Origin of the sequence: Streptomyces sp. NPDC088387 (assembly GCF_044753385.1) — a bacterium.
GTDB lineage: Bacteria > Actinomycetota > Actinomycetes > Streptomycetales > Streptomycetaceae > Streptomyces.
The window spans coordinates 137,262-160,071 of record NZ_JBIVNC010000009.1; the positions used below are offsets into that span (position 1 = coordinate 137,262).

Genomic DNA, 22,810 nt, shown 5'->3' on the forward strand with positions numbered 1-22,810 from the left:
CCGCGATCACCCTTACTGAGAAGAGACCGCCATGAGCGTGCGCAGGGTCATGCCGGACATCCGGGTCGGGTCCGAGGAGTCGATGCGGGAGAACCGCGACTTCTACGCCCTGCTGGGCCTTGAGGAGGTCATGAACCTGGGCTGGATCATGACCCTGGGCTCCGCCTCCAACCCCACCGCCCAGATCAGCTTCTTCACCGAGGAGCGCACCGCGCCCGTCGTCCCCGACCTCAGCGTGGAGGTCGAGGACGTGGACGCGGTGTACACGCAGGTGGTGGCTGCGGGCGCGGAGATCGTACGGGAGCTGCGGGACGAGGAGTGGGGTGTACGGCGCTTCTTCGTACGGGCCCCGAACGGCTGGGTCGTGAACGTGCTGACCCACGGGCCGCACGCCTGATTCCCTCCGTTCCCCACCGGGCCGTGGCCCGATTTCCCGTCACCTATAGACCTGTCCAGTCATGTCCAGTACCGTTTTAGACATGCCTGGACAGGTTCATAAACGCCATCACATCGCCCGCGTGCTCGCCGACGAGATCAGGGCCGGCGTGCACGGCACCGGCGAGCGGCTGCCCGGGGAGCACGCGCTGACCAAGCGGTTCGGGGTCAGCCGTACGACACTCCGGCAGGCGCTCCAGGTGCTCGGCGAGCAGGGCCTGATCGCGACCCACCCCGGCATAGGCTCGTTCGTCACCTTCGACGGTGTGCCCCTGGACAACCGGCTCGGCTGGACCCGCTCGCTCGCGGGCGGCGCGGCCGACCTGACCACCGAGGTCCTGCGGTTCGAGACCCTGCACGATCCCGCGCTGGCGGCGGAGCTCGGCACCGGGGCGGACACGTTCGTCGCCCTGGACCGGGTGCGCAGGCTCCCCGACGGCCGGGGCGTCTCCCTGGAGCTCAGCCGGGTCCCCGCCGTCGGCGCGCTCGCCGAACTGCCGCGGACCGGGCTCACCGACGGATCGCTCAACAAGACCCTGCTGGCGGCGGGACGGATCACCGAGTCCGGTGACGGCCATGTCTCCGTGCGCGGCCTCGACGAGGCCCAGGCGGCGACCCTCGGCCGTACCCCCGGCGAGTCCTTCCTGCACCTGGACCAGGTGTACCGGGCCGCCGACGAGTCCGTCGTCGAGCAGGTGACGAGCCTGCTCGACCCCGCCAGGTTCCAACTGCACATCCGCTCGGGGCGAGGAGACCGCCGGTGACCACCACCCACAGCACCCCTGTCGACAGCAGCACCCGCGACCGCGCCCTCGGCGCGTTCTACGGCCTCGCCATGGGCGACGCGCTCGGTATGCCCACCCAGGTGATGTCCCGCGACGACGTCGTCCGCGCCTACGGCACTCTCACCGGCTTCGCCCCGGCCGGCCCGGACAACCCGGTCAGCGCCGGGATGCCCGCAGGGTCCGTCACCGACGACACCGACCAGGCCGTGATCGTGGGCCGGCTCCTCGTGGCGGGCGGCGGGCACATCGACCCGCTCCGGTTCGCGCACGAACTGCTCGACTGGGAGAAGGAGATGAAGGCGAAGGGTTCCTTCGACCTCCTCGGCCCCTCCACGAAGGCCGCCCTGGACGCGGTGGCCCGCGGTGTCCCGCCCGAGGAGGCCGGAAAGCACGGCAGCACCAACGGGGCGGCCATGCGGGTCACCCCCGTCGGCATCGCGTGCCGCGCCGAGCCCCTGGACGCCTTCCTGGACCGGGTCGTCGAGTCCTGCCAGGTCACCCACGACACCACCGTCGGGATCGCCGGAGCGGCGGCCGTCGCCGCGGCCGTCAGCACCGGCGTCGGCGGCGGCACCCTGGAGGACGCCGTGGCCGCCGCGACCGAGGCCGCGCGGGCCGGCGCCCGGCGTGGCCACTGGATCGCCGGCGCGGACATCGCCGCCCGGATCGGCTGGGCGTCCGAGCTGGTCAGGGGCGTCCCCGAGGCGCAGGCGCTGGACCTGGTGAGCTCGCTCGTCGGCACCAGCGTGGCCAGCCAGGAGTCCGTACCGGCCGCGTTCGCGGTGCTCTCCGTGACCGGCGGCGACCCGTGGCGCAGCTGCCTGCTCGCGGCGAACCTCGGCGGCGACAGCGACACCATCGCCGCGATCGCCGGCGCGGTGGCCGGGTCCGTGGCCGGACTCGCGGCGCTGCCCCGGGACGCGGTGGACACCCTCCGTACCGTCAACGAACTTGAGCTCGAGCCCCTCACGGAGCGCCTGCTCGCGCTGCGCTGACGCGCACGCGCACCCCGCGCCGCCGGCCCGGCCGGCACCCGGCGCGACACCAGTCCCTCCGTACGAGGCATGAGGCTACGAGGCAAGGAGGTTCCGTCATGACCGCTTCGACGACGAACGATCACGTCGGCACCAACACGGCAGAAGGCGTCAACGACCAGGTCGGAGCCATCGAGGCACGCGGGATCGAGCCGGTCCCCGACGAGGAGCGGCACGGCCAGGCCATCCAGATGTTCTGGACCTGGTTCGCCGCCAACATCTCCATCCTGGGACTTCCGCTCGGCGCGACCCTCGTCGCCTTCCGCGGCCTGAACATCTGGCAGGCGATGCTCGTCGCCGTGATCGGCTCGGTCGGCTCGTTCGCGCTGGTGGGTGTGCTCAGCCTCGCGGGCAAGAAGGGCGGCGCGCCCGCGCTGACCCTGTCCCGCTCGGTGTTCGGACAGCGCGGCAACGCCGGTCCGACACTGATCAGCTGGCTCAGCCGGATCGGCTGGGAGACGATCTCGACGACCACCGCCGCCTACGCGCTGCTCGCCCTCTTCCAGTGGATCTTCGGCTGGCACCAGAACACCGTGCTGTCGGTGATCTCCCTGCTGGTCTTCATCGGCTGCACCCTGCTGATCAGCGGCCTCGGCCACGCCACGATCATGTGGATCAACAAGTGGGCCACGATCGTCTTCGGCGTGCTGAACCTGATCGTGATGGGCTTCCTCGTCGCGACCGTCGACTGGGACAAGGTCCTCGGTGTGGACGCGGGACCCGCGAGCAGTGTCGTCGCCGGTATCGGCTTCATCGCCGCGGGTACGGGCATCGGCTGGGCCAACGCGGGCGCGGACTACGCCCGTTACCTGCCCCGGAAGATCCCCGGCGGCCGGCTGGTGACGGCCTCGGCGTTCGGCGCCGGCATCCCGCTGGTGCTGCTGATCTCGCTGGGCTCGCTGCTCTCCGCGGGCGACGGCACCCTGGCCAACGCCTCCGACCCGGTCGCCGCGATCAACGGCATGCTGCCGTCGTGGATGGCCGTGCCCTATCTGATCGCCGCGTTCGGCGGACTGCTGATGTCGAACCACCTGTCCACCTACTCGGCCGGCCTGACCATGCTCACCCTGGGCCTGCGGGTGCGCCGGCACTGGGCGGTGACCCTCGACGTCGTCCTGATGTTCCTCGGCGGCATCTACTTCATGCTGATCGCGGAGGACTTCTACGGTCCGTTCTCCACGTTCCTCACCCTGCTCGCGGTGCCGATCTCGGCGTGGGTCGGCGTGTCCCTGGTGGACTCCGCGCGGGGCCGCAGGTACGACTCCGCCGCCCTCATGGACACCTCCCGCACCAGCCGGTACTGGTACACCGGCGGCTTCCGGATCCCCGCGGTGCTCGCCTGGGCGGTGGCCATCGTCACGGGTCTGCTGTTCACGGAGGCCTCGACCAGCGCCGACGACGTGTGGTTCGCGGGCCCGTGGGCCCTCACCTGGCTCGGCACGAACGGCCTCGGCTGGGCGATCTCCCTTGCCGTCGGCGCCCTGCTGTACGCCCTGCTGGGCGGCCGCCCGGCAGACCCGGAGACGGCAGACCCGGAGACGGCAGACCCGGAGACGGCAGGCCCGGAAACAACAGCGCCGGAAACTACAGCGCCCGAGGCGGACACGCCCGCGGTGGAAGGGACGAACCGGTGAGCGCACGCGTGATCCTGGCGGGCAACGTCATCGCCGACCTCGTGATCGAGGTGCCCGCGCTGCCCGAACGCGGCGGCGACGTCATCGGCACCCGCACGGAGGTGACCGCGGGCGGCGGCTTCAACACCCTCGTCGCGGCCGGCCGGCTCGGCGCCCGGACCGTCTTCGCGGGACTGCACGGCACCGGCCCCTACGGCGACCTGGTCCGTGCCGCGCTCGCCGCCGAGGGGGTACCGACGCTGCTGCCGGCCCGTACGGACGGCGACACCGGGTTCACCGTGGCCCTGGTGGACGCCGGCGGCGAGCGGACGTTCGTGACGAGCTTCGGTGTCGACGCCGAGATGACCGGGGCGGACGTCCGGGCCATCGCCGCGGAGGTGCGCGCGCCCGACCTGGTCCAGCTGTCCGGCTACGGACTCGTGATGCCGGTCAACGGCCCCCTGCTGTCCGCCTTCGCGAGCGAACTGCCGCCCGGCGTCACGCTCTGCCTGGATCCGGCGCCGCTGGTGGCGGACATCCCGGCGGCCGTACTGAAACCCGTACTGGCCAGGACGGACTGGCTGAGCGCCAACGCGCGCGAGGCCCGGCTGATGTCCGGTCACGACGACCCCGCGACCGCGGCGTCCGTGCTGCGTGAGCGGCTCGCGCCGGGCGCCGGGGTACTGGTCCGCGCCGACCGGGACGGCTGCTGGCTCGCCCCGCCCGACGGCACCGCCCCCGTGCACGTGCCCGGCTTCCCGGTGACGGCCGTGGACAGCAACGGGGCGGGCGACGCCCATGTGGGCGCGTTCCTCGCGCTGCTCGGCGAGGGCGTGCAGCCGGTCGCCGCCGCGCGGACGGCGAACGCGGCGGCGGCTTTCGCGGTGACGCGCCGGGGCCCCGCGACGGCGCCGACGCGAGCGGAACTGATCGCGTTCGCGAGGGCGGCCGGCGCGGGGGACGTGGCGGCGCTGCTGGAGGGCTGACCGGTGGCGGGGGACTTGTTCGAGACCGTGTCCCTACAGGTGGGCGCGGAAGAAGGAGCCCAGGGTGGTCAGGCCGAGCGGTGGCTCGGTGCTGGTCCGGGTCGGTGAGCAGTACTTGGACGTCTGCACGGTCCGGGCCGGGTAGGGCTCCGAGAGGGCGCCGGAGAACGGGAAGAAGTGGTCCTGTCCGTGCAGGGTGAAGAAACTGACGTTCCCGCAGACGCGCTTGAGCGCCGAGTACAGCACCTGGCTCTGCTCGATGGAGATGAGGGTGTCGGCGTCGCCGTGTCCGATGAGGAAGGCCGGTGGCCGCCGCCCGGACGACAGATGGGTCAGGGGACTGGCCTGCCTCAGCACGGCGTCCGAGCACGACTCGATCCCGGACGGGCAACCGAGGTAGGAGGCCACCGCGCCGGCCAGCATCGGGTTGTCGGCCAGGTCCGTGAAGTCGTTCGGTCCCGAAAGGTCGACCACCGCGTCGACACAGCTCGACGGGCCGGTCGTACCGATGGTGCCCTCCAGCGAGCGGACCCCGCAGCTGGTGCCCACCAGGGACGCGATCTGGGCCCCGGCGGATCCGCCCCACACGCCGACCCGGCCGCTGAGGCCGTAGCGGGAGCCGTTGGCGCGCAGGTAGCGGATCGCGGACTTGACCTCGTGGATCTGCTGGGGGAACACGGCGGTCGGGCTCAGTGTGTAGTTCACCGAGGCGACGGCGAAGCCCTGGGACAGCAGGGAGTCCCACTCGGGAATCCCCTGCAACTCGGTCTTGTCCCCGCCGCCCCAGCCACCGCCGTGGACGTAGACGACGAGGGGGCGCGACCTGCGGCCGTCGTCCGGCAGATACAGGTCGAGGACCTGGCTGCCGCCGGAGGCGTAGGCCACGTTGGTGTGGCTGGTGTAGCCGCTCGCCTTCGCGACGGTGGTCCCGGTGCCGCGGTCGGTGTTCCGGTCGGTCGCGCTCGCGTCCGCCGAAGCGACAAGCAGCCCGAGACAGGCCGACGCCGCCAGCATGGCGACCGTGCGCTTGAGGTGCGATCTCAGAGCAGAGGGCATGCGTAACTCCTTGGCGATCAGCCGAAGTCCATCGCGTCGGAGGTGAACGCTAAAGTGGAGAAGTTTTCTCCACAAGGGTTCGCGCGTCGTTTGGTGCGAGCACCGCTCACCTGGGCCGCGAGCCTGTACGGGCCTGTCCGAGCCCTGTCCGAGCCCTGTGTGAACAGGGGCTACGCGCCCGTCGTCGACCCGGGCCGCACGATCATCAGCACGGTCACCGTCGCCCACAGCAGGTTGAACACACCGGTGAACATGGCGAGTTGTACGGTCGTCTCGCGCGACCCCCGCCCCTCCGCGAGCGTGCTCTGCCGGGGCAGTACGAGCGCCATCAGTACGGCGGCGGCCAGCACCGTCAGCACGATCGACGTGATCAGCCAGGTGTCCCCGAGCACCCCCATCGCGCTGCCCGTGGCCAGCCCGAAGACCGGCACGACCACACCGAACGTCGCGTACACCTGGCAGATCCGGTGCAGCAGCGCCACCGTCCCGGTGGCCCTGTGGTCGTCGGGCGCGGCCAGGGCGCGGCGTGCGGCGGGCGGGAACATGCTGGCCGCGACGGTCACCGGGCCGATGGCGATGATCGCGGCGAGGACATGGACGCTGAGCAGGAACTTGGTCACGGGACCCGACGGTAGGGAAGTCCCGGATCAAGGAGAAGTGGCGGGAATGCCAAGGTCCAATGGATTCTCGCCAGCCTGCTGGGGCGACATGCATGGGCCTGATTGCCGTAGCCACGGGCTTGGCCGGAACCCGTCGTAGGCCTACTGTCTGGCCATGCACACCGTCGCCGTACTGGCCCTGGACCGGGTGATCCCCTTCGACCTCTCCGCGCCGATCGACGCCTTCGGGTGGGCCCGGCTGCCGGACGGCCGGGAGGCCTACCGGGTGCGGGTCTGCGCGGAGCGGGAGGAGGTGGCGTCGGGACCGTTCTCGATCCGGGCGCCGTACGGTCTCGAACTGCTCGCCGAGGCCGACACGATCATCCTGCCCGGCGTGGAGGACCCGCCCGAGACCCTGCCACCCGGCGTCACCGAGGCGCTGTGCGAGGCGGCGGCGAACGGTACGCGGATCGCGTCGGTCTGCGTCGGCGCGTTCCTCTTCGCCGCGACCGGCCTGCTGGACGGCCTGCGCGCCACGACCCACTGGATCGCCGCGCCGGACCTGGCCGAGCGCTACCCGAGGGTGACGGTGGACCCGAACGTCCTGTACGTCGACAACGGCCAGTTCCTGACGTCGGCGGGCGCCGCCGCGGCGCTGGACATGTGCCTGCACATGGTGCGCCGGGACTACGGCTCGGCGGTCGCCGCGCACGCGGCCCGGATGTCGGTCATGCCGCTCGAACGGGAGGGCGGGCAGGCCCAGTTCATCGTCCACGACCGGCCACCGGCGCCGGCCGGCGCGACCATGGAGCCCCTGCTGAACTGGATGGAGGAGCACTGCGACCGCGATCTCACCCTGGAGGAGATCGCGGGCCGGGCGGGCATGAGCACCCGCACGCTCAACCGCCGCTTCCGCGAACAGACCGGCACCACGCCCCTCCAGTGGCTGCACCGGGCGCGGGTGCGGCGCGCCCAGCATCTGCTGGAGACGACGCCGTACTCGGTGGAACGGATCGCGAGCCAGGCGGGGTTCGGGTCACCGACGGCGTTCCGGGAACGGTTCCGGAGGGTGGTGGGGACGAGTCCGCAGGGGTACCGGCGGGCGTTCAGATCGTCGTAGATCTCCGGGGCCTTCGTGGGAAGGGCGCGGGGATCCTCGTGGGGAGGGCTCAGGCCTGCCGGCGTCGGTCGGCGACGGCCCAGGAGGCGAGGGCCACGGCTCCGGCCACCCCGAGGACGGCCGGCCAGGCGCCGACCTTCTTGGCGAGCGGATGCGAGGCGCCGAACCCGACGACGTAGGCCGCCGTCAGCGCGCCCGCGGCCTTTCCGCCGGCCCGCGCCCGCCACTGGGTCGCCGCCGCGGCCCCCGCGACGGCCAGCACGGCCCCGCCGAGCTCCCGCTTCCTGGTCCAGCGGGCGACACCGTACCCACCGACAAGCCCACTCGCCGCGACGAGCGCGCTGGGAACCCTGGCCATGGCTGCCTCCTGATTACGGGGATATCCCGGGTACGGAGATCTCCTGAGTACGGGGATCTCCTGTGCGCGGGGATCCCCCGAGTAGGGGATCTACCGGTCGAGGCTAACGCGGGCGCCCGCGTGCGCGGATTGGCGGGTGGCGGGCATACGGGAATGATGGATGGCATCGGCGACAGAGAGGAGCCCTCCATGTCTCCGCAGGCGGACTCACAGGGCCCGAAGACCGATCTGGACACCCGGTACAGCTCGCCCGGCGCGGCGCCGAAACCCTGGGCCGAGGCGGTGGCGGAGCTCGCGGCGGCCGAGATCTCCTGGGTGGCGACCGTACGCCCCGACGGCCGCCCGCACGTCACCCCGCTGATGACGGTGTGGCTCGACGGGGCCCTCCACTTCTCCACCGGCGCGACGGAACGCAAGGGCCTCAACCTCGACACCAACCCGTACGTCGTCCTCACCACCGGCACCAACCGCTACGCCGAGGGCTGCGACCTGGTCGTGGAGGGCGAGTCGGTCCGCGTCACCGACGACGGCCGGCTGCGCGAACTGGCGGCGGCGTGGGAGACGAAGTACGGCCCGGACTGGCACTACGAGGTCGGGGACGGGGTGTTCGTCACCCCCGACTCGTCGGCGGCCCCACCCTCGACGGAGGGCGCCGAGGAGGCGGGCCGGGCGGTGGTGTACCGGGTCGCGCCCCGGACGGCGTTCGGATTCGGCAGGGAGGGCGGGTTCAGCCAGACACGCTGGAGTTTCACGGGGTGAGGGCGAGGTGGGCGAGGTTGGGGGGCTACGCGATGAAGTCGGCCCAGACGGCGACGGTCGGGTCGGCCTCCCAGGGGCCGCCGTCGTCCAGCCCCACGAACTCCCGCTCGACCCAGTCGACGAGATCGTCGCTGTAGCAGCGGATGTCGGTGCCCCACACCGACAACAGGGGATGGCCGGACGCCCCGGAGCCCCCCGGCAGAAACCGGTGCCCGTACACCGGCACGAGGGCCGGCGCCTGGGCCAGCTTCCGCCGGGCGGCCTCCACGGCCGCGGTCAGCCCCCGGGGCCGCGCACCGAACGCCCGCGCGTTCCAGCCCCCGAGCTCCACGTCCCGCAACACCTCGCGCACCGGCCACTCCAGCCGGTACCGCAGATCCTCGGGGTCCCCGTCCCGCCAGTCGGGCCACGGCTGCTCCCAGGCGGCCCCCTTCTTGGGCGGCGACGCAAGGGGCAACCCCTGGGCGAGGAACGCCCGATGATCCGCCGAGAACGCAAAGCCGTACGCGGCCTCGATCCTCCGAAACTCGGCGTCACTCAGCCCGACGGCAATCTCACACCCCGGAAGCGCGGCCAGCCGCCGAGCGGCTTCCTTCCCCAACCGGGCCTCATCACTGTCAGCCATTGAGGCACGGTACACAGAGAGTGGCGAGACGACTGCGCAATTCGGCCAGCGGGGTGGCTTGGGGGTCCATGAATGCCGCGAATTCGCGCGTGCGGTGGAGCCGGGGAGGAACCTCGGTGCCCGGCGACGCCGTACGTCCTGGCATAAGGTCGGTGCTTTCCTGGAGAGCTGGAAGAGAGGCAAGGTGTGCCGAGATGGGCTCCCATCCGAGGACCGATCCGTACGAGAACCGGACTCCGGCACCTTCGGGGCGCATGGGGGCTGCCGTGTGTGCGTTGATCCTTGTCGCTGTCACAGCGGTCACCGGCAACTTCGTCCTCCTTGCCTACATGGTCCAGCCGGACGGCCCTTGGGACGACCAGGCCGTCACCAACTCCAGCGCCAGCGCGCTGGTCGCCCTGCTCGGCTGCGCGTTCCAAACAACGCTGACGTGGCTGTTCGTTTCGGCGCCGTGGCTGAGGAAATGGTGGTACGGGATCCCTGCGGGGCTGGCGGCGGCAGCGCTGCTGCGGCTTACATGGCTGGCACCGGAGTTGTGAACGCTGCCTTTGGACGGCTGAGATATTGCAGCATCACGTTCATCAGCTCAGGCGCGAAGGATGTCAGCCAACCGGTCCCGAGCCTTCCAGGAAGCCCGTCCATGCGTCCGGCGAGAAGATCAGCTGTGCATGCTCTGGCCGCTTGGAGTCTCGTATGAGCACGCCGAGAGCTATGAAAGCGGCTTCGACGCATTCCGTCGTATTGCCCCCGCTGTAGGACGACTTGAACCAGGAAAGTTCGGGAAAGTGCTGCGAGCCAGCGGACATTCACAACTCCTTGCGAGCGCGATGAATCATGGCGGAGGAAGCCTCCATGTCCAACGCTTGTGCGCGGAGGTACTCGAACGCAAGTCTGTAGCGGTCCAGTTCCTTCTCCTTCTCCAGGAAGAGGGAGCCCGTGAGGAAGTCGACGTACACGACGTCCAGCATCGGCTCGACGCCACCGATGATGACGAAGGTCCCCAGAGCAGCAGAGTGCGCTCCCTTGGCGAACGGCAGGATCTGAAGCGTGATGTGAAGGGACTCGTTTGCCTCAAGCAGTCGATCCAGCTGTTCTCTCATCACATGCGGTGACCCGACGACCCTGCGGACCACGGACTCGTCGAGGATCGCCCACAGGTGCGGCGGCTTCGGACGGTTCAAGAGCTCCTGCCGCCTCATCCGGATGTCGACGAGGCGTTCGATCTCGGCCGCTTCCAACGGGACTTCGTTCGCCCTCTGTACGGCGGTGCTGTAAGCGCGCGTCTGAAGGAGCCCCGGGACGTACACGCACGAGAAGTGGCTCTCGCGTACGGCTTCGTCCTCAAGCGTGAGCATCAGGTTCATGCTCTCTGGGATGGAGTCTGCGAAAGAGCTCCACCAACCCTGTTGCCTGGCGTCCTTCGCCAAGCGCACGACCGCCTGTCGCTCGGCGTCGGTGGCTCCGTACTCACGGCACAGTGCGTCGACGACGATCCATTTGACTGGGCCGGCTTGAGTCTCGTAGCGGCTGACTGTCGCTTTGGACACGCCGACGAGCTGTCCTGCCTCTTCCAGGGTTAGGCCCCTTCTGGCGCGCAACTTGCGCATCGTGGCACCTAGTTGGCGGCGGCGTGTTGTGGTCCGTTCGGACATTCGGCTCCTTCGCCGTGCGCCGGGCGGTAGCCCGGAGATCCTTCGCAAGGCTAGGCAGGAGGGGACGCGACGACCATCAGATTCACTCGATGGATTCTCGTGAGAAGTTACATAGAGAGATTTCTCTGTGTCATGCTCGATCGCAAGCAGCTACGCAGGGCAGCCGATCGGATACGGCAAGTACATGCGCGTGCGTGGCTTGGGAGGGAGGAGTGGCTGTGCCCAGCTCCGATGTGACCGAACCCCGACTCCGCTGTGTCCTGCCCTTTGAGGCGGCGCCCTCGGAGGTACGCCTGCTTCGCAGAGCCGCCACGAAGCAACTGAGCCGGTGGGGCTTCTCAGCTGGCTTAGAAGAGGCTGAACTGCTGGTGACAGAACTGGCGACGAATGTGGTCAAGCACGTCGGCGAAGGCGCTATCGCGACGCTGGTGCTGGAGTGGCGGTGTGAGCGACTGCGTTTGGAAGTTCACGACAGAAGCGCTGAGTTGCCGTTCCTGCAACTGGCTGACTGTGATGCGGAGTGCGGTCGTGGCCTGCACCTCCTCGCAACCATGGCGACGGACTGGGGTGCGGTCCTTACGGCGGCGGGGAAGGCAGTCTGGTGCGAGGTTCCGGTGAACGGAGGCACCGACTGTCGGCGCATCGAGCGGGCGGTCGCAGCCCTCGATGGCTACCGGGGGGTGTGGGATGACGGGAGGAAACGGCAGGGCCGGGCGACGGACCTCCACGAATCGGCGGTGGAGTTGATTGCCGATTTGCTCCACTGGACCTCGGCGCAGGGCCATGACCCGGACGATGTTCTTGAACGGGCCCAGATGCACTACGAGGCGGAAGCAGAGGCGGCCTAGTGGGCTGCCGACGATGCGGGCTTCCCGATCCGCTCGCGAAGGGAGGCCGGCGTACGCCAGGATTCTCCCGGAAGGCTCCTGTGGCACATGCGATGGCAGTTGGCACACAGGCACGCGAGATCGTCGAGGCTCGTCTTCCTGGCCCCAGCAACGTGAAGAGGGATGACGTGGTGCACTTCGATGTAACCGTCGCCCAGGTCTCTGCCATAGGTGCGCGCGAAGTCGAAGTCGCAGACCTCGCATTGGAGCGGGGCTCCGCTGCGGCGCACTTGCGCGATCTTCAGCGCGCGCAGCTTCGGGTCCCGCTCCCGGGCGAGTGCCCTGCGGACGAGGAGGCGTCCCTCGATGGCCGTGGCGCCGGTCTCGTCGACTTCGTCGGGCTGCGGGGCGAGCAGCTGGAGCTCGCCAGAACCGATGCCTTCCTCGATGGCCTGGGCCGCCTGGAGCAACTCAGTTTCGCGCCGCGTAAAGGCCTCGATCATGAGAAGCGTGGGCGCACCGCACCGGGTCGGCTTTCCGGGGTACAGCGGGTGGTTCGTCATGAAGTCGGTGGTCTTGCGGCTGACGCTGCCGAAAGACCGGAACTCAGGCAGACCACGTGCTTCCGCGCCGTGGATAGGCAGCGAGCGAAGCAGTCCGGACAGTTCCCGGACCTCCGGATCGTGCGTGCGCAGCTCCCGCCAGCCGTTCCTCACGACGAGGGCTCCAGCCAGCACGAGTTCGTCCTCGGTCCACACAGGTATCCGCATGCGCAATATCGTATGAGTGTTCGGCGTGTCGGAGGGTGCGTGCGGCGAACCTCGATGCGTACTGCACACTTAGTGAGGTCTCGTTGTCAGTGGGGTCTGTCACCCTCAGTGATGGTGGATTGCAAACTGAGTCTGCCGCTGTTCGGCTTGTAAGGAGGGGGCATGACCCACACGAAGGAATCCGCGGGCGCCAGCGCGGCGACGGAGCCTGAGTTCACGTCGATCGAGATCTGCGCCGGAGCCGGAGGGCAGGCCATCGGACTGCATCAGGCAGGCTTCGGGCACCTGGCGCTGGTTGAGATTGACCAGCATGCGGTGGAGACGCTCAAGCTGAACATCGAAGATCATGAGGTGTGGGCCTGGGAGCGGGTCCACTGTGACGTGCTGTCAGCTGACGTGAAGAAGTTTGATCCACACCGGGATGTGCAGAAGAGTGCCGGACTGCTGAAGCGGGACGGCTTGGATCTTCTCGCGGGCGGCGTGCCGTGTCCGCCGTTCTCCCATGCAGGCAAGCAACTTGGCAAGGACGACGAACGGGATCTGTTCCCGCGTATGCTTGAGCTGGTCGAAGCTCTTGAGCCGCGGGCGGTCATGATCGAGAACGTACGCGGGATCATGGATCCCAAATTCTCGGACTACCGCGACTGGATCACGGCTCGGCTCCAGGGCGGAACGTACCGCGAAGAAGACGGACAAATGGTCCGGGTGAAGGGCCTCGGCTACACCGTATGCAAGTGGGGTGTCCTGGAGGCCAGTGACTTCGGCGTCCCCCAGCTCCGTCCGCGGGCCATCCTCGTTGCATTCCGCGATGACGTCATCAAGGACCTCAAGTACGAGTGGCCTACGGCGACTCACGAGGATCCGGTAAGCGTTGCAAAGAGTCTTGAACCGACGATGCATGAGCGGTATAAGCGGTACTTCGGCGGGCTTCACTCGGAGCGCGCCCATGCTGCCTATGACCGGTGGCTCGCGAAGGCAACCAAACGCGATGCTGAGCTCAAGGGGAAGGGCGGAGGGATCGCACCCACTCTTGTCGGCGGCTCGAAGAAGCACGGCGGTGCTGACCTTGGGCCAAGTCGCGCGAAGGCGGCCTGGAAACAGCTCGGTGTCTCGGGCATGGGCGTAGCCAACGACATCGATATGTGCGCGAAAAAGGAAACCGAGGAGCGAGACCTGTTCGGTTCTGATGGTCCGATGCTGACTGTGCGGCAGGCTGCCATCATCCAGGGATTCCCGCAGGAATGGGACTTTTCCGGCGGCAAGACTGCGCAGTACCGGCAGGTGGGGAACGCGTTCCCTCCGCCAGTCGCCAGGGCTGTCGGTAAGTCGATCATCGACGTGCTCAGGGCAGCACGAGAACGTGATCCGAAGAAGACCTGATCAGCTGCCGGACAGTCTCTTCTGCAAGGCACTGCGGTGCTTCTCGACCTCAGCCGCAATGTGCGCAGCGCACTCCTCGGATGGCTCATGTTCCCAGAACCGGAGCACCGTCCAGCCAGCCTCTGTAAGGCGCTGGTCGGTGTCCCGGTCGCGGGCGACATTTCTGGCGACTTTGTCGGACCAGTAGCCAGGGTTGGTCCGGGGAGGAACATAGTGCTCGGGGCATCCGTGCCAGTAGCAGCCATCGATGAAGACGGCGACCTTCGCCGGACGGAAGACCATGTCGGCTGTACGACGGAGGTCTGGCAGGGGCCTGGCGGCTACTCGGTAGCGCAACCCCTGGGCATGGACGAGTCGGCGGATCAGCCGTTCAGGGGTGGTATCTCGGCTGCGGATAGCTTGCATGTTTCGTCGGCGAGCAGCTGAAGAGGCCCAAGAGCCTGCGGGAGGCTCCCAGATCTCATTGCTGACCATGCTGTCGACTCCATCCCGATCGCTGCCTGACTGATCAGAGTTCTTCCTCGCCGGAGATCTTGGGAAGGCGTGGCGCCGTCACCACAGGGTCGTCCGGCCCTGCAAGAACCCAGTGTCGCCCCTCCAGCTCGACGCGTGGCCGGTCGCCGTGCTGCGGTGCGGCTTCGGCCACGCGGAAGCTTACAAACTCACCCCGCTGGGGCACCTCGGCGCCGATCTGACGGGCAATTTCCTGATGCTTACCGTAGGGGCCGGCAATCACGATGCCCTCTTCTCTCAGCACGGTCCGAGCTCTGTTCTTACCCTCCCGCAGCCGGGCCATGTAGTCGAGTTGCTGCGCCGCAGTACGTACAGCACCTCGACCGATGCGGCGATTCTGAACCCTTCGAAACAGTTCGATAACGCGCTTTTGCCCCTGACGCGGGCCATCGATCAGAATTTTGCTACGGGTAGTCTCAGGCAGATGTAGGAGGACATTTACTGGGAGTTCGGCATTGCGCCAGAGCCAGAGAACCTTGTCCCCGCGATGTTCTGCTTTCAATGTCAACTTTTTATCACGGTTGCTGCCGGTATTGAGCCACTCCTGTTGCACTCGGAACAGGCCGGCACTCCATTTGCTTTTGATGTCGTCTGCCCACACAAGAAGGCAGAGGTACCCGATTGCCTCGGGTGGGATCATCCATCCGCCAAAAGTCTGGGAGAACTTGCAGTCCACGTCTATTCCTAGGATGCGGTAGTCCATGGGGTGCTGGCCGTGCTCGCCCACGTCACCGCCATCCGCGAACTTGAACTCACGCTGGAGGTTAATCTCAACAAGCGTCCCTGCATGTGTCTTCTCAGTCTTGAATAGCTGCTGCCATGCGTACCGTCCTGTGACCTCTCCGTTAAGCAATTGATCTATGGTGTCGCGCAGAACGGAGGCAAACCTCTCCCCAGACGGGTCGAGGGAACGGATATGCTCGGCTACCTTCTTGAGTGCAGCGTCTTCTTTCAGCAGCTCTTGATTTCCGATCCACTTGGAAGCTTGTAGATCCGATTCTTCCTCGAATGGGAGCATTTTATTCCCTGAATGAAAGCAGTGTGTGAGGTTACGCAGGGCTTGAGTAAGCGCAGGCTACAACATTCTGTCTACGACCCATGAATGAATCGCATCAACAAGTTCTTTATAGTTGGCCACGTTCATCTGGCCCCCGCGGTAGCTCTGCCCATGAGCCACCTTGTTCCGGACTTCAAGTAGTTTTCCTAAGGAGTTTCTACGCTCATCCTTGTTCAGGAAATCTGCTATCTCTGCATCCCACGGGTCACCGAATCTGCCAATAAGCTTCTCGAGCGCTTCGGGATTTAGGTTAGGAGCTTTTTTGAAGAAGGACAGGCTAAAGTTTCGTGCAGGACCTCCGGTGGAGGTGGCCATAAAACCAGATATCGCCTCGAACATTAACTGTTCCAAGTAGCCCGACAGGCGTATGCACATGTACTTGTGCAGGTCTTCTTGCAGAGATATTTCCATCTGTGTCAGACCTTCGCGATACCTTTTGTAGGCAGCGTCAAGGTCAGACTTCATGGCCAGGATCTGTTTTCTGGCATTACTCTTGCTCGTCGGCAAGTGGGTCCCCCTGAAATGCCCTGGCGGCGAGACGGATTCGGGCACTCACCTGCTCGCTGTGTGAGGTGCTTTCGGACACTGCAAGCTGGTACCTGGTACTGGTGAGCAAAACAGACAATGCGGAGTCGACATCGTCGGACGTCAGTCCCTCTTTCTCCTTTAGGGCGGTCATGAGGCCGACGAGAACCGCATCAGTGTGTGCAGCATTAACTTGTGTGCCGCGGATCCTCAGAGCGTCTCGTCCGCGAGCTTGATTGAGGAGCTGTGCTGCTCTGGAGAAGCGCATCCGGATTCCATCGGCGTCCGGCGGAAGCTGCTCTTGGTGGACGCCGAGGTAGTTATTCAGGAACGTGGCCATAGGCGGTCGGAAGTTATGGAAGCCCTGGGCGGACGGCATCAGCGAGATGGCCCGAAGGATCAGCTCGTGGTCTTTCAGGTCGCGATTATGCGGGCCAAAAAGGCTTCGCCAGTTCGAGTCCTGATTCAAGTCGCGGACGAAGTTTACGGTGGCGCCAGCATAGAGTGCGACCCGGATTTGCTGGGGCTTTAGATTTGTTCCTCCGCTGTTAATCCTCTCAAATAGGGAATAGATCCCCCGCTTCCCCTCGGCGCCCTTCGGTACAACAATGGTTGCTTGGATGAAGGTATTGTCGAACAGGCGTTGTGATTTGGCTTCCAAGTTTGCGTATGTGTGTCCCTTGAATTCGTCGCCAACGTACCGAAGGGAAAATTTACTGGCGCCGCGTGTCGACCAATACTTTCCGTGCTTGAAGGCTTGAAGGGTGGTCAGACGTTGCTGTCCGTCTAGGACGAGGTAGCGGCGATCCGTCAATTCTACGAGAAATACTCCTGGGACTGGGTAGCCTAGAAGGATGGATTCGATAAAGCGGTCCATCTGCTTCTTCTTCCAGACCAGACCACGCTGAAAACCTTCGAACCCGGCAATGTCATCTTCTGCTAGCGGCTCAAACGTGGGGATTATGAACGTCCCGTTGTCCAGCCGTTTGACAAGCCCATCCACATCGAAGTCGGCCCCGAAGTAGCGAAGAGCGTCGTCGGCATGGATCGGTGCCGATTCGATTTCTTCGGATTCGGGGTCAACAACCTCAGAATCTTCGGTGACCAGGCTCTCTGCGGGGTCGTCGCTTCCAGGCTCTGTGTCGGATGCACTGTAGACGTCGTCTGTCATGGTCCAACTCTAAGCTCAGGCAACGACGTTCAGGTGGGTCGTGACGAGAACGGCCGACACGCGAATCGGGGCGACTCTTTACCCCGAGCCGGAGTCGCCTCTACACCCCGTGACACTCCCCATAATTCCGGCCCGAGCCGCACCAGCACGTTGCTCCCGGCTCCGGTGGCCAAGCCGTTGCTCGGCCTCGGGCTGCCAGGGTGGTCGCGTACTGGGGGAGGAGGGTGGGGTCGTCCGGTGGGGTGGATTCCGAGGCCGCGAAGGCCTCGTAGGACGGGACCGTGCCTGTGACGATGCCGAGGTTGGGGGTGCCGGAGGCGGCGAGTTCGCGGAGGGAGGACTCTATGGTCGCCAGGTGGTCCTCGTGGGACGGGTACTCCGACGCCAGCGGCGGGTACGCCGTCAGGAGTTCGGTGAGTTCCCGCGCCGGCCAGTGCAGCATCGCCACCGGATACGGGCGGGACAACGCCTCCCGGTACGCGCCCAGTTCCGCGCGCAGGCGGGAGATCTCCGCCTCCAGCTCCGCCGGGTTGTCCGAACCCAGCGACCAGACGCGCTTCGGGTCGTGCAGTTCGTCCAGGGAGACCGGCATCGAGTGGAGCGTGTCAGCCAGGGTGTCCCAGTCGTCGTGCGCCAGGCCCAGCATGCGGCGGACCCGGTGACGGCCGAAGAGAAGCGGGTGGGTCGCCTGCGGAGGCTCCGCGGACCCGCCCAGCAGCTGCGTCGCGCCCTCCGTGAAGGCCTCCTGCGCCGCCTCCAGCTCGTCGTGCGACTCCAGTGACTCCGCGATGATCAGCCAGGGCGCGGCACTGCGGGGTGCCGCGGCGCGCAGGCCGTCGATGATGGCCCTGGCCTCGGCCTCATGGCCGTACTCCCACAGGTTCGACGCCTTGAGCGCGCGTACCAGGAGGGGGTCTTCCAAGGTGGTGCCGGAGGAGAGCAGGCGGTCGTAGAGGGCTGTCGCGGCAGGGCGGTCGCCGGAGAGTTCCCGGTGGGCCGCGGCCCTCAGCAGCAGGGCTTCGGAGTCCTCGGGATACAGGCCGGCGGTTCGCTCCAGGCGCGCCGCTTCGGCGGGGTGGTCGACGTTTTCGGCTGGCGTGTCGGGGCGCATGGGGGACACCGTACTGCCGAGCGGTTACGAAGGAGAGGTTTCCGCTGGCCGGGGGGCCGGAGAGGGGGGATTGGGCACCGCTGGGGCCGGTTTCCGTCGTACCCAGACCGGGTGGATGGGGGGTATCGGGATGTTCCGGCCGCCCAGCGGGACGCCGGGTGCCGCGTACGGCCGGGTGTTGTGCTGCGGCGCGGGGTCTGGGCCTGCGGCGAGATCCTCGTCACCGTCGGGGTCGTACTGCTGCTGCTCGTCGTCCATCAGCTCTGGTGGACCAACCGGCAGGCCAAGGGGATTGCCGCGCGGGGTGTCGAGCGGTTGGAGGAGGGGTGGCGGACGGCCGGTGCGGGGGAGCCGGGGGTGAGGGAGCCAGGGGTGGGGGCCGACGAAGGCGCCGGTGTCGCGGGGGTGCCGCGTGCCGGATCCGGGGGGATTTCCGGCACGAGGGCGAGCCCCCGCCACGCCTACGCCATCCTCTCCATCCCCCGCCTCGGCCTCCGCGTCCCCGTCGCCGAGGGCGTCGGCAAGGAGGGTGTGCTCGACAAGGGGTACGTCGGGCACTATCCGTCGTCCCAACAGCCCGGCCAGGCCGGGAACTTCGCGCTCGCGGGGCACCGGAACACACACGGTGAGCCGTTCCGGTACGTCGATCGCCTCACGCGCGGTGACGAGATCGGCGTCGAGACCGCGGACGCCTTCTACACGTACGTCGTCGACAAGGGGCTCCGGGAGACCTCGCCCCGTGACGACGGGGTCGTCCGGCCGGTGCCCCGCAGCCTCGTCCACCCCGACGCCGGTTATCGCGAACCCGGGTACTACCTCACCCTCACCACCTGCACCCCGGAGTACAGCTCCGCCCACCGGCTGATCGTGTGGGCGAAGCTCAGCTCCATGCGGCCACGCTGAGAGCCCGCCCAGGAGGGACCCTTCTCACCGGGACACCGCCACCCCCACCGCCCCCACGGCCGCCAAGCCCGCCGACACCGCGAGCGCCAGGTCGATCCCGCCGCCCGGCACCGTCGCGATCGCGATCGTCAGGGCCACGCCCGCGCAGGAACCGACGTAGCGGAACGTCTGCTGGGCGCCCGACCCCATCGCCGCGCGGCCGGCCGGGACCGACTCGACGGCGAGTCCGGGCAGGGCGGCGTTGAGGAGGCCGGCGCCGACGCCGCCGAGGATCAGGCCGGGCAGCAGACGGGCCCAGGAACCGGCGTCGATCGCGCCCCACATGGTCAGCACGCCGACCAGGTGCAGGATGAAGCCGATGGTGAGCTGGTGGCGGGCGGAGACCCGGCCGTGCAGCCGGCGGGCCTGGAGCGCCACCGCGAAGGAGAGGCCGGACCAGATCAGCAGCAGCCACGCCGAGGCGAGCGCGGACATCCCGAGGGAACGTTGCAGCACCGTCGGCAGGAAGCTGAACAGGCCGATCACCGCCAGGCCCGTGAACAGACCGCCCGCCGATGAGGCCAGGAAGCGCGGCCGCCGCAGCAGGCCCAGGTCGATCATCGGGACCTTCACCCGGCGTTCGACGACCGCGAACACCGTCACCAGCACCACGGCCGCGAGCAGCAGCAGCCCCACCGGCGCGCGCAGCCAGCCGTCCCGGCCCAGGGTCAGCGCCGCGACCAGCGCGACGAGCGCGAGGCCGAACGTCACCGCGCCCAGCAGGTCCGGCCGGCCTCCGCGCGGAGAGCGGGATTCCGCGAGCGAACGCAGCCCCAGCGCCGCCACCAGCACGGACGCGGCGCCCAGCACCGCGTACACCCAGCGCCAGTCCGGCAGGGCGCCGCTCAGCAGGGGGCCCACCGCGATACCGCCGCTGACGAACGCGCCCCACACGCCCGTCGCGCGCAGCCGCGCCCGCGGGTCCGGGAAGGCGTGCACGATCAGGCCGAGCGCGCTGGCCAGCAGAGCCGCGCTCGCCGCGCCCTGGGCGACCCGGGCCAGCGTGAACTGCCATGTGGTGGTCGAGAAGGCGCCGAGCGCGGTGGTGAGGCCGAGTGCCAGTGTGCCGACCAGGAAGACACGGCGGCGGCCGTAGTCGTCGGCGAGGGTGCCGGCGACCAGGAGGAGCGCGGCGAGGCCGAGCGGGGTGCCGTTCAGGAGCCAGGCCTGGGCCGACGGGGCGGTGTGCAGCGCGGCGGCGGTGTCCGCGAGCGTCACCATCGGCGCCGTGTACGTCATGAGGGCCACGGCGGTGGCGGCGCTCGTCAGGGTCAGTGTGGCGCGGGCGTTCGGCACCGGTCCCGCGGGTGCGGCTCCAGGAGCGGGCGCCTCCTCGACCGTACGTGCTTCGAGGCTGCCGCCATCGAGGCCGCCGCCTTCGAGGGTTCGTTCATTGAACCTGGTCATGGCGGAAACCGTAGCACTATAAGTTCGGTCATTGAACCTACTCCCGGTAAAGTGGTTACAGTGGGCCTATGGCTCTGGGCAAGGACTACGGAACACAGCAGTGCACCATCGCGCGCGTGCTGGAGGTCGTCGGCGAACGCTGGACCCTCCTGGTGATCCGCGACGCGCTCTACGGCGTCCGGCGCTACAACGACTTCCTCGTCCACCTCGGCATCCCGCGCGCCGTCCTGGCCGCCCGCCTCCAGAACCTCACCGCCGACGGCATCCTCGAAAAACGCCGGTACCAGGAGTCGCCGCCGCGCGACGAGTACGTCCTCACCGAGCGCGGCGTCGCGCTGTGGCCGGTGCTGCGCTCGCTCGGCCGCTGGGGCACCGGGCACTTCGACCAGCCGGTCCTGCGGGTCTTCCGGCACGCCGACTGCGGCACCGAACTCGGCTCCTACGGCGAATGTCCCACCTGCGGAACCGTTGTGCCGGTCCCGGACGTTGAGATGACACCGGGTCCCGGACTCGACCCGGACCCGGCGGATCCGGTCAGCCGCGCGCTGCTGACACCGAAGCGGCTGCTCCAGCCGATCGGGCTCGACCCGGCGGGCGCGGTGAAGGAGAGTCCGGTGGGGTCGAGTCCGGCGCAGGCCGGCTCGGTGCAAGCGAGTTCGGTGTAGGCGAGTCCGGTGTAGGCGAGTCCGGTGTAGGCAGTCCGGCGCAGGCGAGTTCCGTCCAGCCGGCGAGAGTGAGGACGAGGGGGGTGTGTCCGTGATCCACGACCGCGTCCCGTCACGCCCCGCCCTGCGCCGGCCGACCGCACTCCTCCTCCCCGTCCTCCTGCTTCTCCAGTTCGCCCTCCTCGACGGCGGCGGTCTCTCCATGGCCGTCACCGTCGCGCTCGCCGCGACCGCCACCGCCGGGTCCGCGCTCGCCGTCTGCGCACTGATCGGCTCGCGCTGCGCGCCCGCGGTGCCACCGACGCGCGTACGTACGGCGATACGGGACCGGGACCGCCGTACGGCCTTCCTGCCGCAGCGTGATCCCGACGCCAAGGGGCGCAGACGTCCCCGAGCGCCCGGACGTGCCCTCCTGACGACCGTCGCGTAGGGCACTCACCGCACCATCACCATCACCCTCGTCCGAGCCTGCCCGCGCGGGTCGTCATGCCGACACATCCGTCCCGGAATCCCCGGGACCTCCCGGCACGACGAGACCCACGGAGGGCTCACCCATGTCCGTTTTCGCGCAACTGGTCGAGCGGCTCGCCGATCTGCTCCAGCCCCTGTTCCACGCCTCCGCGGCAGCCGCCGCGATCATCCTGTTCACCATGCTCGTCCGGCTGCTGGTGCATCCGCTGTCCCGGGCCTCCGCGCGTGGCCAGAACGCGCGCAAGCAGTTGCAGCCGAAGATCGCCGAACTCCGCAGGAAGCACAGCCGCAACCCCGAACGGCTCCAGCAGGCCGTACTGGAACTGCACACCAAGGAGAAGGTCTCGCCGCTGGCCGGCTGTCTGCCGGGGCTCTTCCAACTCCCCGCCTTCTTCCTGCTCTACCACCTGTTCTCCAGCACCACGATCGGCGGCGAGGCGAACGCGCTCCTCGGCCACGACCTGCTGGGCGCGCCCCTCGGCGACCGCTGGTCCGACGCCCTGGCCGGCGACGGCGTGCTCGGCGGGGCGGGGCTGGTCTACGTCGCACTGTTCCTGTTCGTGGCGGGCGTCGCCGCGTTCAACTACCGGCGTACCAAGCGGATGATGGCCGACTCGGGCGGGGCCGTGGCCCTCGGCGGGGGCGGCGAGCAGATGCCGGGGCTCGGGGCGGTGACGAAGGCGATGCCGTTCATGTCGTTCCTCACGCTGGTCACCGTCGCCGTGGTGCCGCTCGCCGCCGCGCTGTACGTGGTGACCAGCACCACGTGGAGCGCCGTCGAGCGGGCCGCGCTCTATCGCTGACGCCGGGCTTACGCCCCGGTGCGCGAGGCTACGGTCCAGTAGATGAACCGGGTATTGCGGAGTGGACCGTGACCTTGGAGGATCGACCAGTCCTCCGATGACCGCACGCGTCGGCGGAGTGCCCGCGATCGAGGGAGATAGTGACC

General features: G+C 68.1%; 27 protein-coding genes. 14 read left to right on the forward strand and 13 right to left on the reverse strand.

Annotation, left to right across the window (positions count from 1 at the left end; genetic code table 11):
* Window positions 1–31 precede the first annotated feature (31 nt).
* From ACIQAC_RS24285 to ACIQAC_RS24305, 5 genes are all read left to right on the forward strand, one after another.
* Window positions 32–397, forward strand: coding sequence for a VOC family protein (locus ACIQAC_RS24285; protein WP_402194092.1), 366 nt, complete (start codon window positions 32–34; stop codon window positions 395–397).
* A gap of 82 nt (window positions 398–479) precedes the next feature.
* The gene (locus ACIQAC_RS24290) at window positions 480–1,199 is read left to right on the forward strand and encodes a GntR family transcriptional regulator (RefSeq protein WP_402194093.1); all 720 of its coding nucleotides are present in this window, start codon (window positions 480–482) and stop codon (window positions 1,197–1,199) included.
* Window positions 1,196–2,215: an ADP-ribosylglycohydrolase family protein gene (locus tag ACIQAC_RS24295; protein WP_402194095.1), complete on the forward strand. Its 1,020-nt coding sequence runs from the start codon at window positions 1,196–1,198 to the stop codon at window positions 2,213–2,215. Before ACIQAC_RS24290 ends, ACIQAC_RS24295 begins: the two co-directional genes overlap by 4 nt.
* 98 nt (window positions 2,216–2,313) lie before the next feature.
* Window positions 2,314–3,888: a purine-cytosine permease family protein gene (locus ACIQAC_RS24300; protein ID WP_402194097.1), complete on the forward strand. Its 1,575-nt coding sequence runs from the start codon at window positions 2,314–2,316 to the stop codon at window positions 3,886–3,888.
* Entirely contained in the window at window positions 3,885–4,853 is a 969-nt protein-coding gene (locus ACIQAC_RS24305; RefSeq protein WP_402194098.1) for a PfkB family carbohydrate kinase, read from the forward strand. Before ACIQAC_RS24300 ends, ACIQAC_RS24305 begins: the two co-directional genes overlap by 4 nt.
* A gap of 33 nt (window positions 4,854–4,886) precedes the next feature.
* On the opposite strand, the gene ACIQAC_RS24310 is transcribed toward ACIQAC_RS24305, so the two are convergent.
* Together ACIQAC_RS24310 and ACIQAC_RS24315 are read right to left on the reverse strand one after the other, a co-directional pair.
* Window positions 4,887–5,909: an alpha/beta hydrolase fold domain-containing protein gene (locus ACIQAC_RS24310; protein WP_402194099.1), complete on the reverse strand. Its 1,023-nt coding sequence runs from the start codon at window positions 5,907–5,909 to the stop codon at window positions 4,887–4,889.
* Window positions 5,910–6,079: 170 nt separating this feature from the next.
* Window positions 6,080–6,529: a hypothetical protein gene (locus tag ACIQAC_RS24315; protein WP_402194100.1), complete on the reverse strand. Its 450-nt coding sequence runs from the start codon at window positions 6,527–6,529 to the stop codon at window positions 6,080–6,082.
* 154 nt (window positions 6,530–6,683) lie between these two features.
* Between ACIQAC_RS24315 and ACIQAC_RS24320 the strand changes: the two genes are divergently transcribed.
* Complete coding sequence (locus ACIQAC_RS24320; protein WP_402194101.1) at window positions 6,684–7,628, forward strand: GlxA family transcriptional regulator; 945 nt, start codon at window positions 6,684–6,686, stop codon at window positions 7,626–7,628.
* Between the two features lie 49 nt (window positions 7,629–7,677).
* Here the strand turns inward: ACIQAC_RS24320 and ACIQAC_RS24325 are convergent, their stop codons facing one another.
* The gene (locus tag ACIQAC_RS24325; protein WP_402194102.1) at window positions 7,678–7,986 is read right to left on the reverse strand and encodes a hypothetical protein; all 309 of its coding nucleotides are present in this window, start codon (window positions 7,984–7,986) and stop codon (window positions 7,678–7,680) included.
* Between the two features lie 189 nt (window positions 7,987–8,175).
* Here ACIQAC_RS24325 and ACIQAC_RS24330 point away from each other — a divergent pair, with 189 nt between their 5' ends.
* The gene (locus ACIQAC_RS24330; protein ID WP_402194104.1) at window positions 8,176–8,745 is read left to right on the forward strand and encodes a pyridoxamine 5'-phosphate oxidase family protein; all 570 of its coding nucleotides are present in this window, start codon (window positions 8,176–8,178) and stop codon (window positions 8,743–8,745) included.
* A gap of 25 nt (window positions 8,746–8,770) precedes the next feature.
* Here ACIQAC_RS24330 and ACIQAC_RS24335 read toward each other — a convergent pair whose 3' ends face one another.
* Window positions 8,771–9,370, reverse strand: coding sequence for a hypothetical protein (locus ACIQAC_RS24335; RefSeq protein WP_402194105.1), 600 nt, complete (start codon window positions 9,368–9,370; stop codon window positions 8,771–8,773).
* A gap of 254 nt (window positions 9,371–9,624) precedes the next feature.
* On the opposite strand from ACIQAC_RS24335, the gene ACIQAC_RS24340 reads away from it, so the two are divergent.
* Window positions 9,625–9,909, forward strand: a complete 285-nt coding sequence (locus ACIQAC_RS24340; protein WP_402194106.1) for a hypothetical protein — start codon at window positions 9,625–9,627, stop codon at window positions 9,907–9,909.
* Window positions 9,910–9,972: 63 nt separating this feature from the next.
* Here ACIQAC_RS24340 and ACIQAC_RS24345 read toward each other — a convergent pair whose 3' ends face one another.
* Window positions 9,973–10,176: a DUF397 domain-containing protein gene (locus ACIQAC_RS24345; protein WP_402194107.1), complete on the reverse strand. Its 204-nt coding sequence runs from the start codon at window positions 10,174–10,176 to the stop codon at window positions 9,973–9,975.
* The gene (locus ACIQAC_RS24350) at window positions 10,177–11,022 is read right to left on the reverse strand and encodes a helix-turn-helix domain-containing protein (protein WP_402194108.1); all 846 of its coding nucleotides are present in this window, start codon (window positions 11,020–11,022) and stop codon (window positions 10,177–10,179) included.
* Between the two features lie 218 nt (window positions 11,023–11,240).
* On the opposite strand from ACIQAC_RS24350, the gene ACIQAC_RS24355 reads away from it, so the two are divergent.
* Window positions 11,241–11,870, forward strand: coding sequence for an ATP-binding protein (locus tag ACIQAC_RS24355; protein WP_402194109.1), 630 nt, complete (start codon window positions 11,241–11,243; stop codon window positions 11,868–11,870).
* Here ACIQAC_RS24355 and ACIQAC_RS24360 read toward each other — a convergent pair.
* Window positions 11,867–12,619 (reverse strand): HNH endonuclease, encoded by a 753-nt coding sequence (locus ACIQAC_RS24360; protein ID WP_402194110.1) that lies wholly within the window; start codon window positions 12,617–12,619, stop codon window positions 11,867–11,869. The genes ACIQAC_RS24355 and ACIQAC_RS24360 overlap by 4 nt on opposite strands.
* A 162-nt stretch (window positions 12,620–12,781) precedes the next feature.
* Between ACIQAC_RS24360 and ACIQAC_RS24365 the strand changes: the two genes are divergently transcribed.
* Window positions 12,782–13,999: a DNA cytosine methyltransferase gene (locus ACIQAC_RS24365; protein WP_402194112.1), complete on the forward strand. Its 1,218-nt coding sequence runs from the start codon at window positions 12,782–12,784 to the stop codon at window positions 13,997–13,999.
* Here ACIQAC_RS24365 and ACIQAC_RS24370 read toward each other — a convergent pair whose 3' ends face one another.
* The 5 genes from ACIQAC_RS24370 to ACIQAC_RS24390 all read right to left on the reverse strand — a co-directional run bounded on the left by ACIQAC_RS24370 (window position 14,000) and on the right by ACIQAC_RS24390 (window position 18,376).
* Window positions 14,000–14,473 (reverse strand): very short patch repair endonuclease, encoded by a 474-nt coding sequence (locus ACIQAC_RS24370; protein WP_402194113.1) that lies wholly within the window; start codon window positions 14,471–14,473, stop codon window positions 14,000–14,002.
* A gap of 34 nt (window positions 14,474–14,507) precedes the next feature.
* Entirely contained in the window at window positions 14,508–15,530 is a 1,023-nt protein-coding gene (locus ACIQAC_RS24375) for a NaeI family type II restriction endonuclease (protein ID WP_402194114.1), read from the reverse strand.
* Between the two features lie 57 nt (window positions 15,531–15,587).
* Window positions 15,588–16,076 (reverse strand): HEPN domain-containing protein, encoded by a 489-nt coding sequence (locus tag ACIQAC_RS24380; protein WP_402194115.1) that lies wholly within the window; start codon window positions 16,074–16,076, stop codon window positions 15,588–15,590.
* Window positions 16,057–17,265 carry a DUF262 domain-containing protein gene (locus ACIQAC_RS24385; protein ID WP_402194117.1) on the reverse strand — a complete coding sequence of 403 codons (1,209 nt, stop codon included), beginning with the start codon at window positions 17,263–17,265 and terminating at the stop codon, window positions 16,057–16,059. The genes ACIQAC_RS24380 and ACIQAC_RS24385 overlap by 20 nt, the downstream gene beginning before the upstream one ends.
* Before the next feature lie 100 nt (window positions 17,266–17,365).
* Window positions 17,366–18,376, reverse strand: coding sequence for an SEC-C domain-containing protein (locus ACIQAC_RS24390; protein ID WP_402194118.1), 1,011 nt, complete (start codon window positions 18,374–18,376; stop codon window positions 17,366–17,368).
* A 180-nt stretch (window positions 18,377–18,556) separates the two neighbouring features.
* Between ACIQAC_RS24390 and ACIQAC_RS24395 the strand changes: the two genes are divergently transcribed.
* Window positions 18,557–19,279: a class E sortase gene (locus tag ACIQAC_RS24395; RefSeq protein WP_402194473.1), complete on the forward strand. Its 723-nt coding sequence runs from the start codon at window positions 18,557–18,559 to the stop codon at window positions 19,277–19,279.
* Window positions 19,280–19,303: 24 nt separating this feature from the next.
* Here the strand turns inward: ACIQAC_RS24395 and ACIQAC_RS24400 are convergent, their stop codons facing one another.
* On the reverse strand, window positions 19,304–20,725 hold the full coding sequence (locus ACIQAC_RS24400; RefSeq protein WP_402194119.1) for an MFS transporter: 1,422 nt from the start codon (window positions 20,723–20,725) through the stop codon (window positions 19,304–19,306).
* A 68-nt stretch (window positions 20,726–20,793) separates the two neighbouring features.
* Between ACIQAC_RS24400 and ACIQAC_RS24405 the strand changes: the two genes are divergently transcribed.
* The 3 genes from ACIQAC_RS24405 to ACIQAC_RS24415 all read left to right on the forward strand — a co-directional run bounded on the left by ACIQAC_RS24405 (window position 20,794) and on the right by ACIQAC_RS24415 (window position 22,664).
* The gene (locus ACIQAC_RS24405; protein WP_402194120.1) at window positions 20,794–21,390 is read left to right on the forward strand and encodes a winged helix-turn-helix transcriptional regulator; all 597 of its coding nucleotides are present in this window, start codon (window positions 20,794–20,796) and stop codon (window positions 21,388–21,390) included.
* Between the two features lie 91 nt (window positions 21,391–21,481).
* Window positions 21,482–21,820, forward strand: a complete 339-nt coding sequence (locus tag ACIQAC_RS24410; RefSeq protein WP_402194474.1) for a DUF6412 domain-containing protein — start codon at window positions 21,482–21,484, stop codon at window positions 21,818–21,820.
* Between the two features lie 124 nt (window positions 21,821–21,944).
* Window positions 21,945–22,664 (forward strand): YidC/Oxa1 family membrane protein insertase, encoded by a 720-nt coding sequence (locus ACIQAC_RS24415; protein WP_402194121.1) that lies wholly within the window; start codon window positions 21,945–21,947, stop codon window positions 22,662–22,664.
* The last annotated feature ends 146 nt before the right edge of the window (window positions 22,665–22,810 follow it).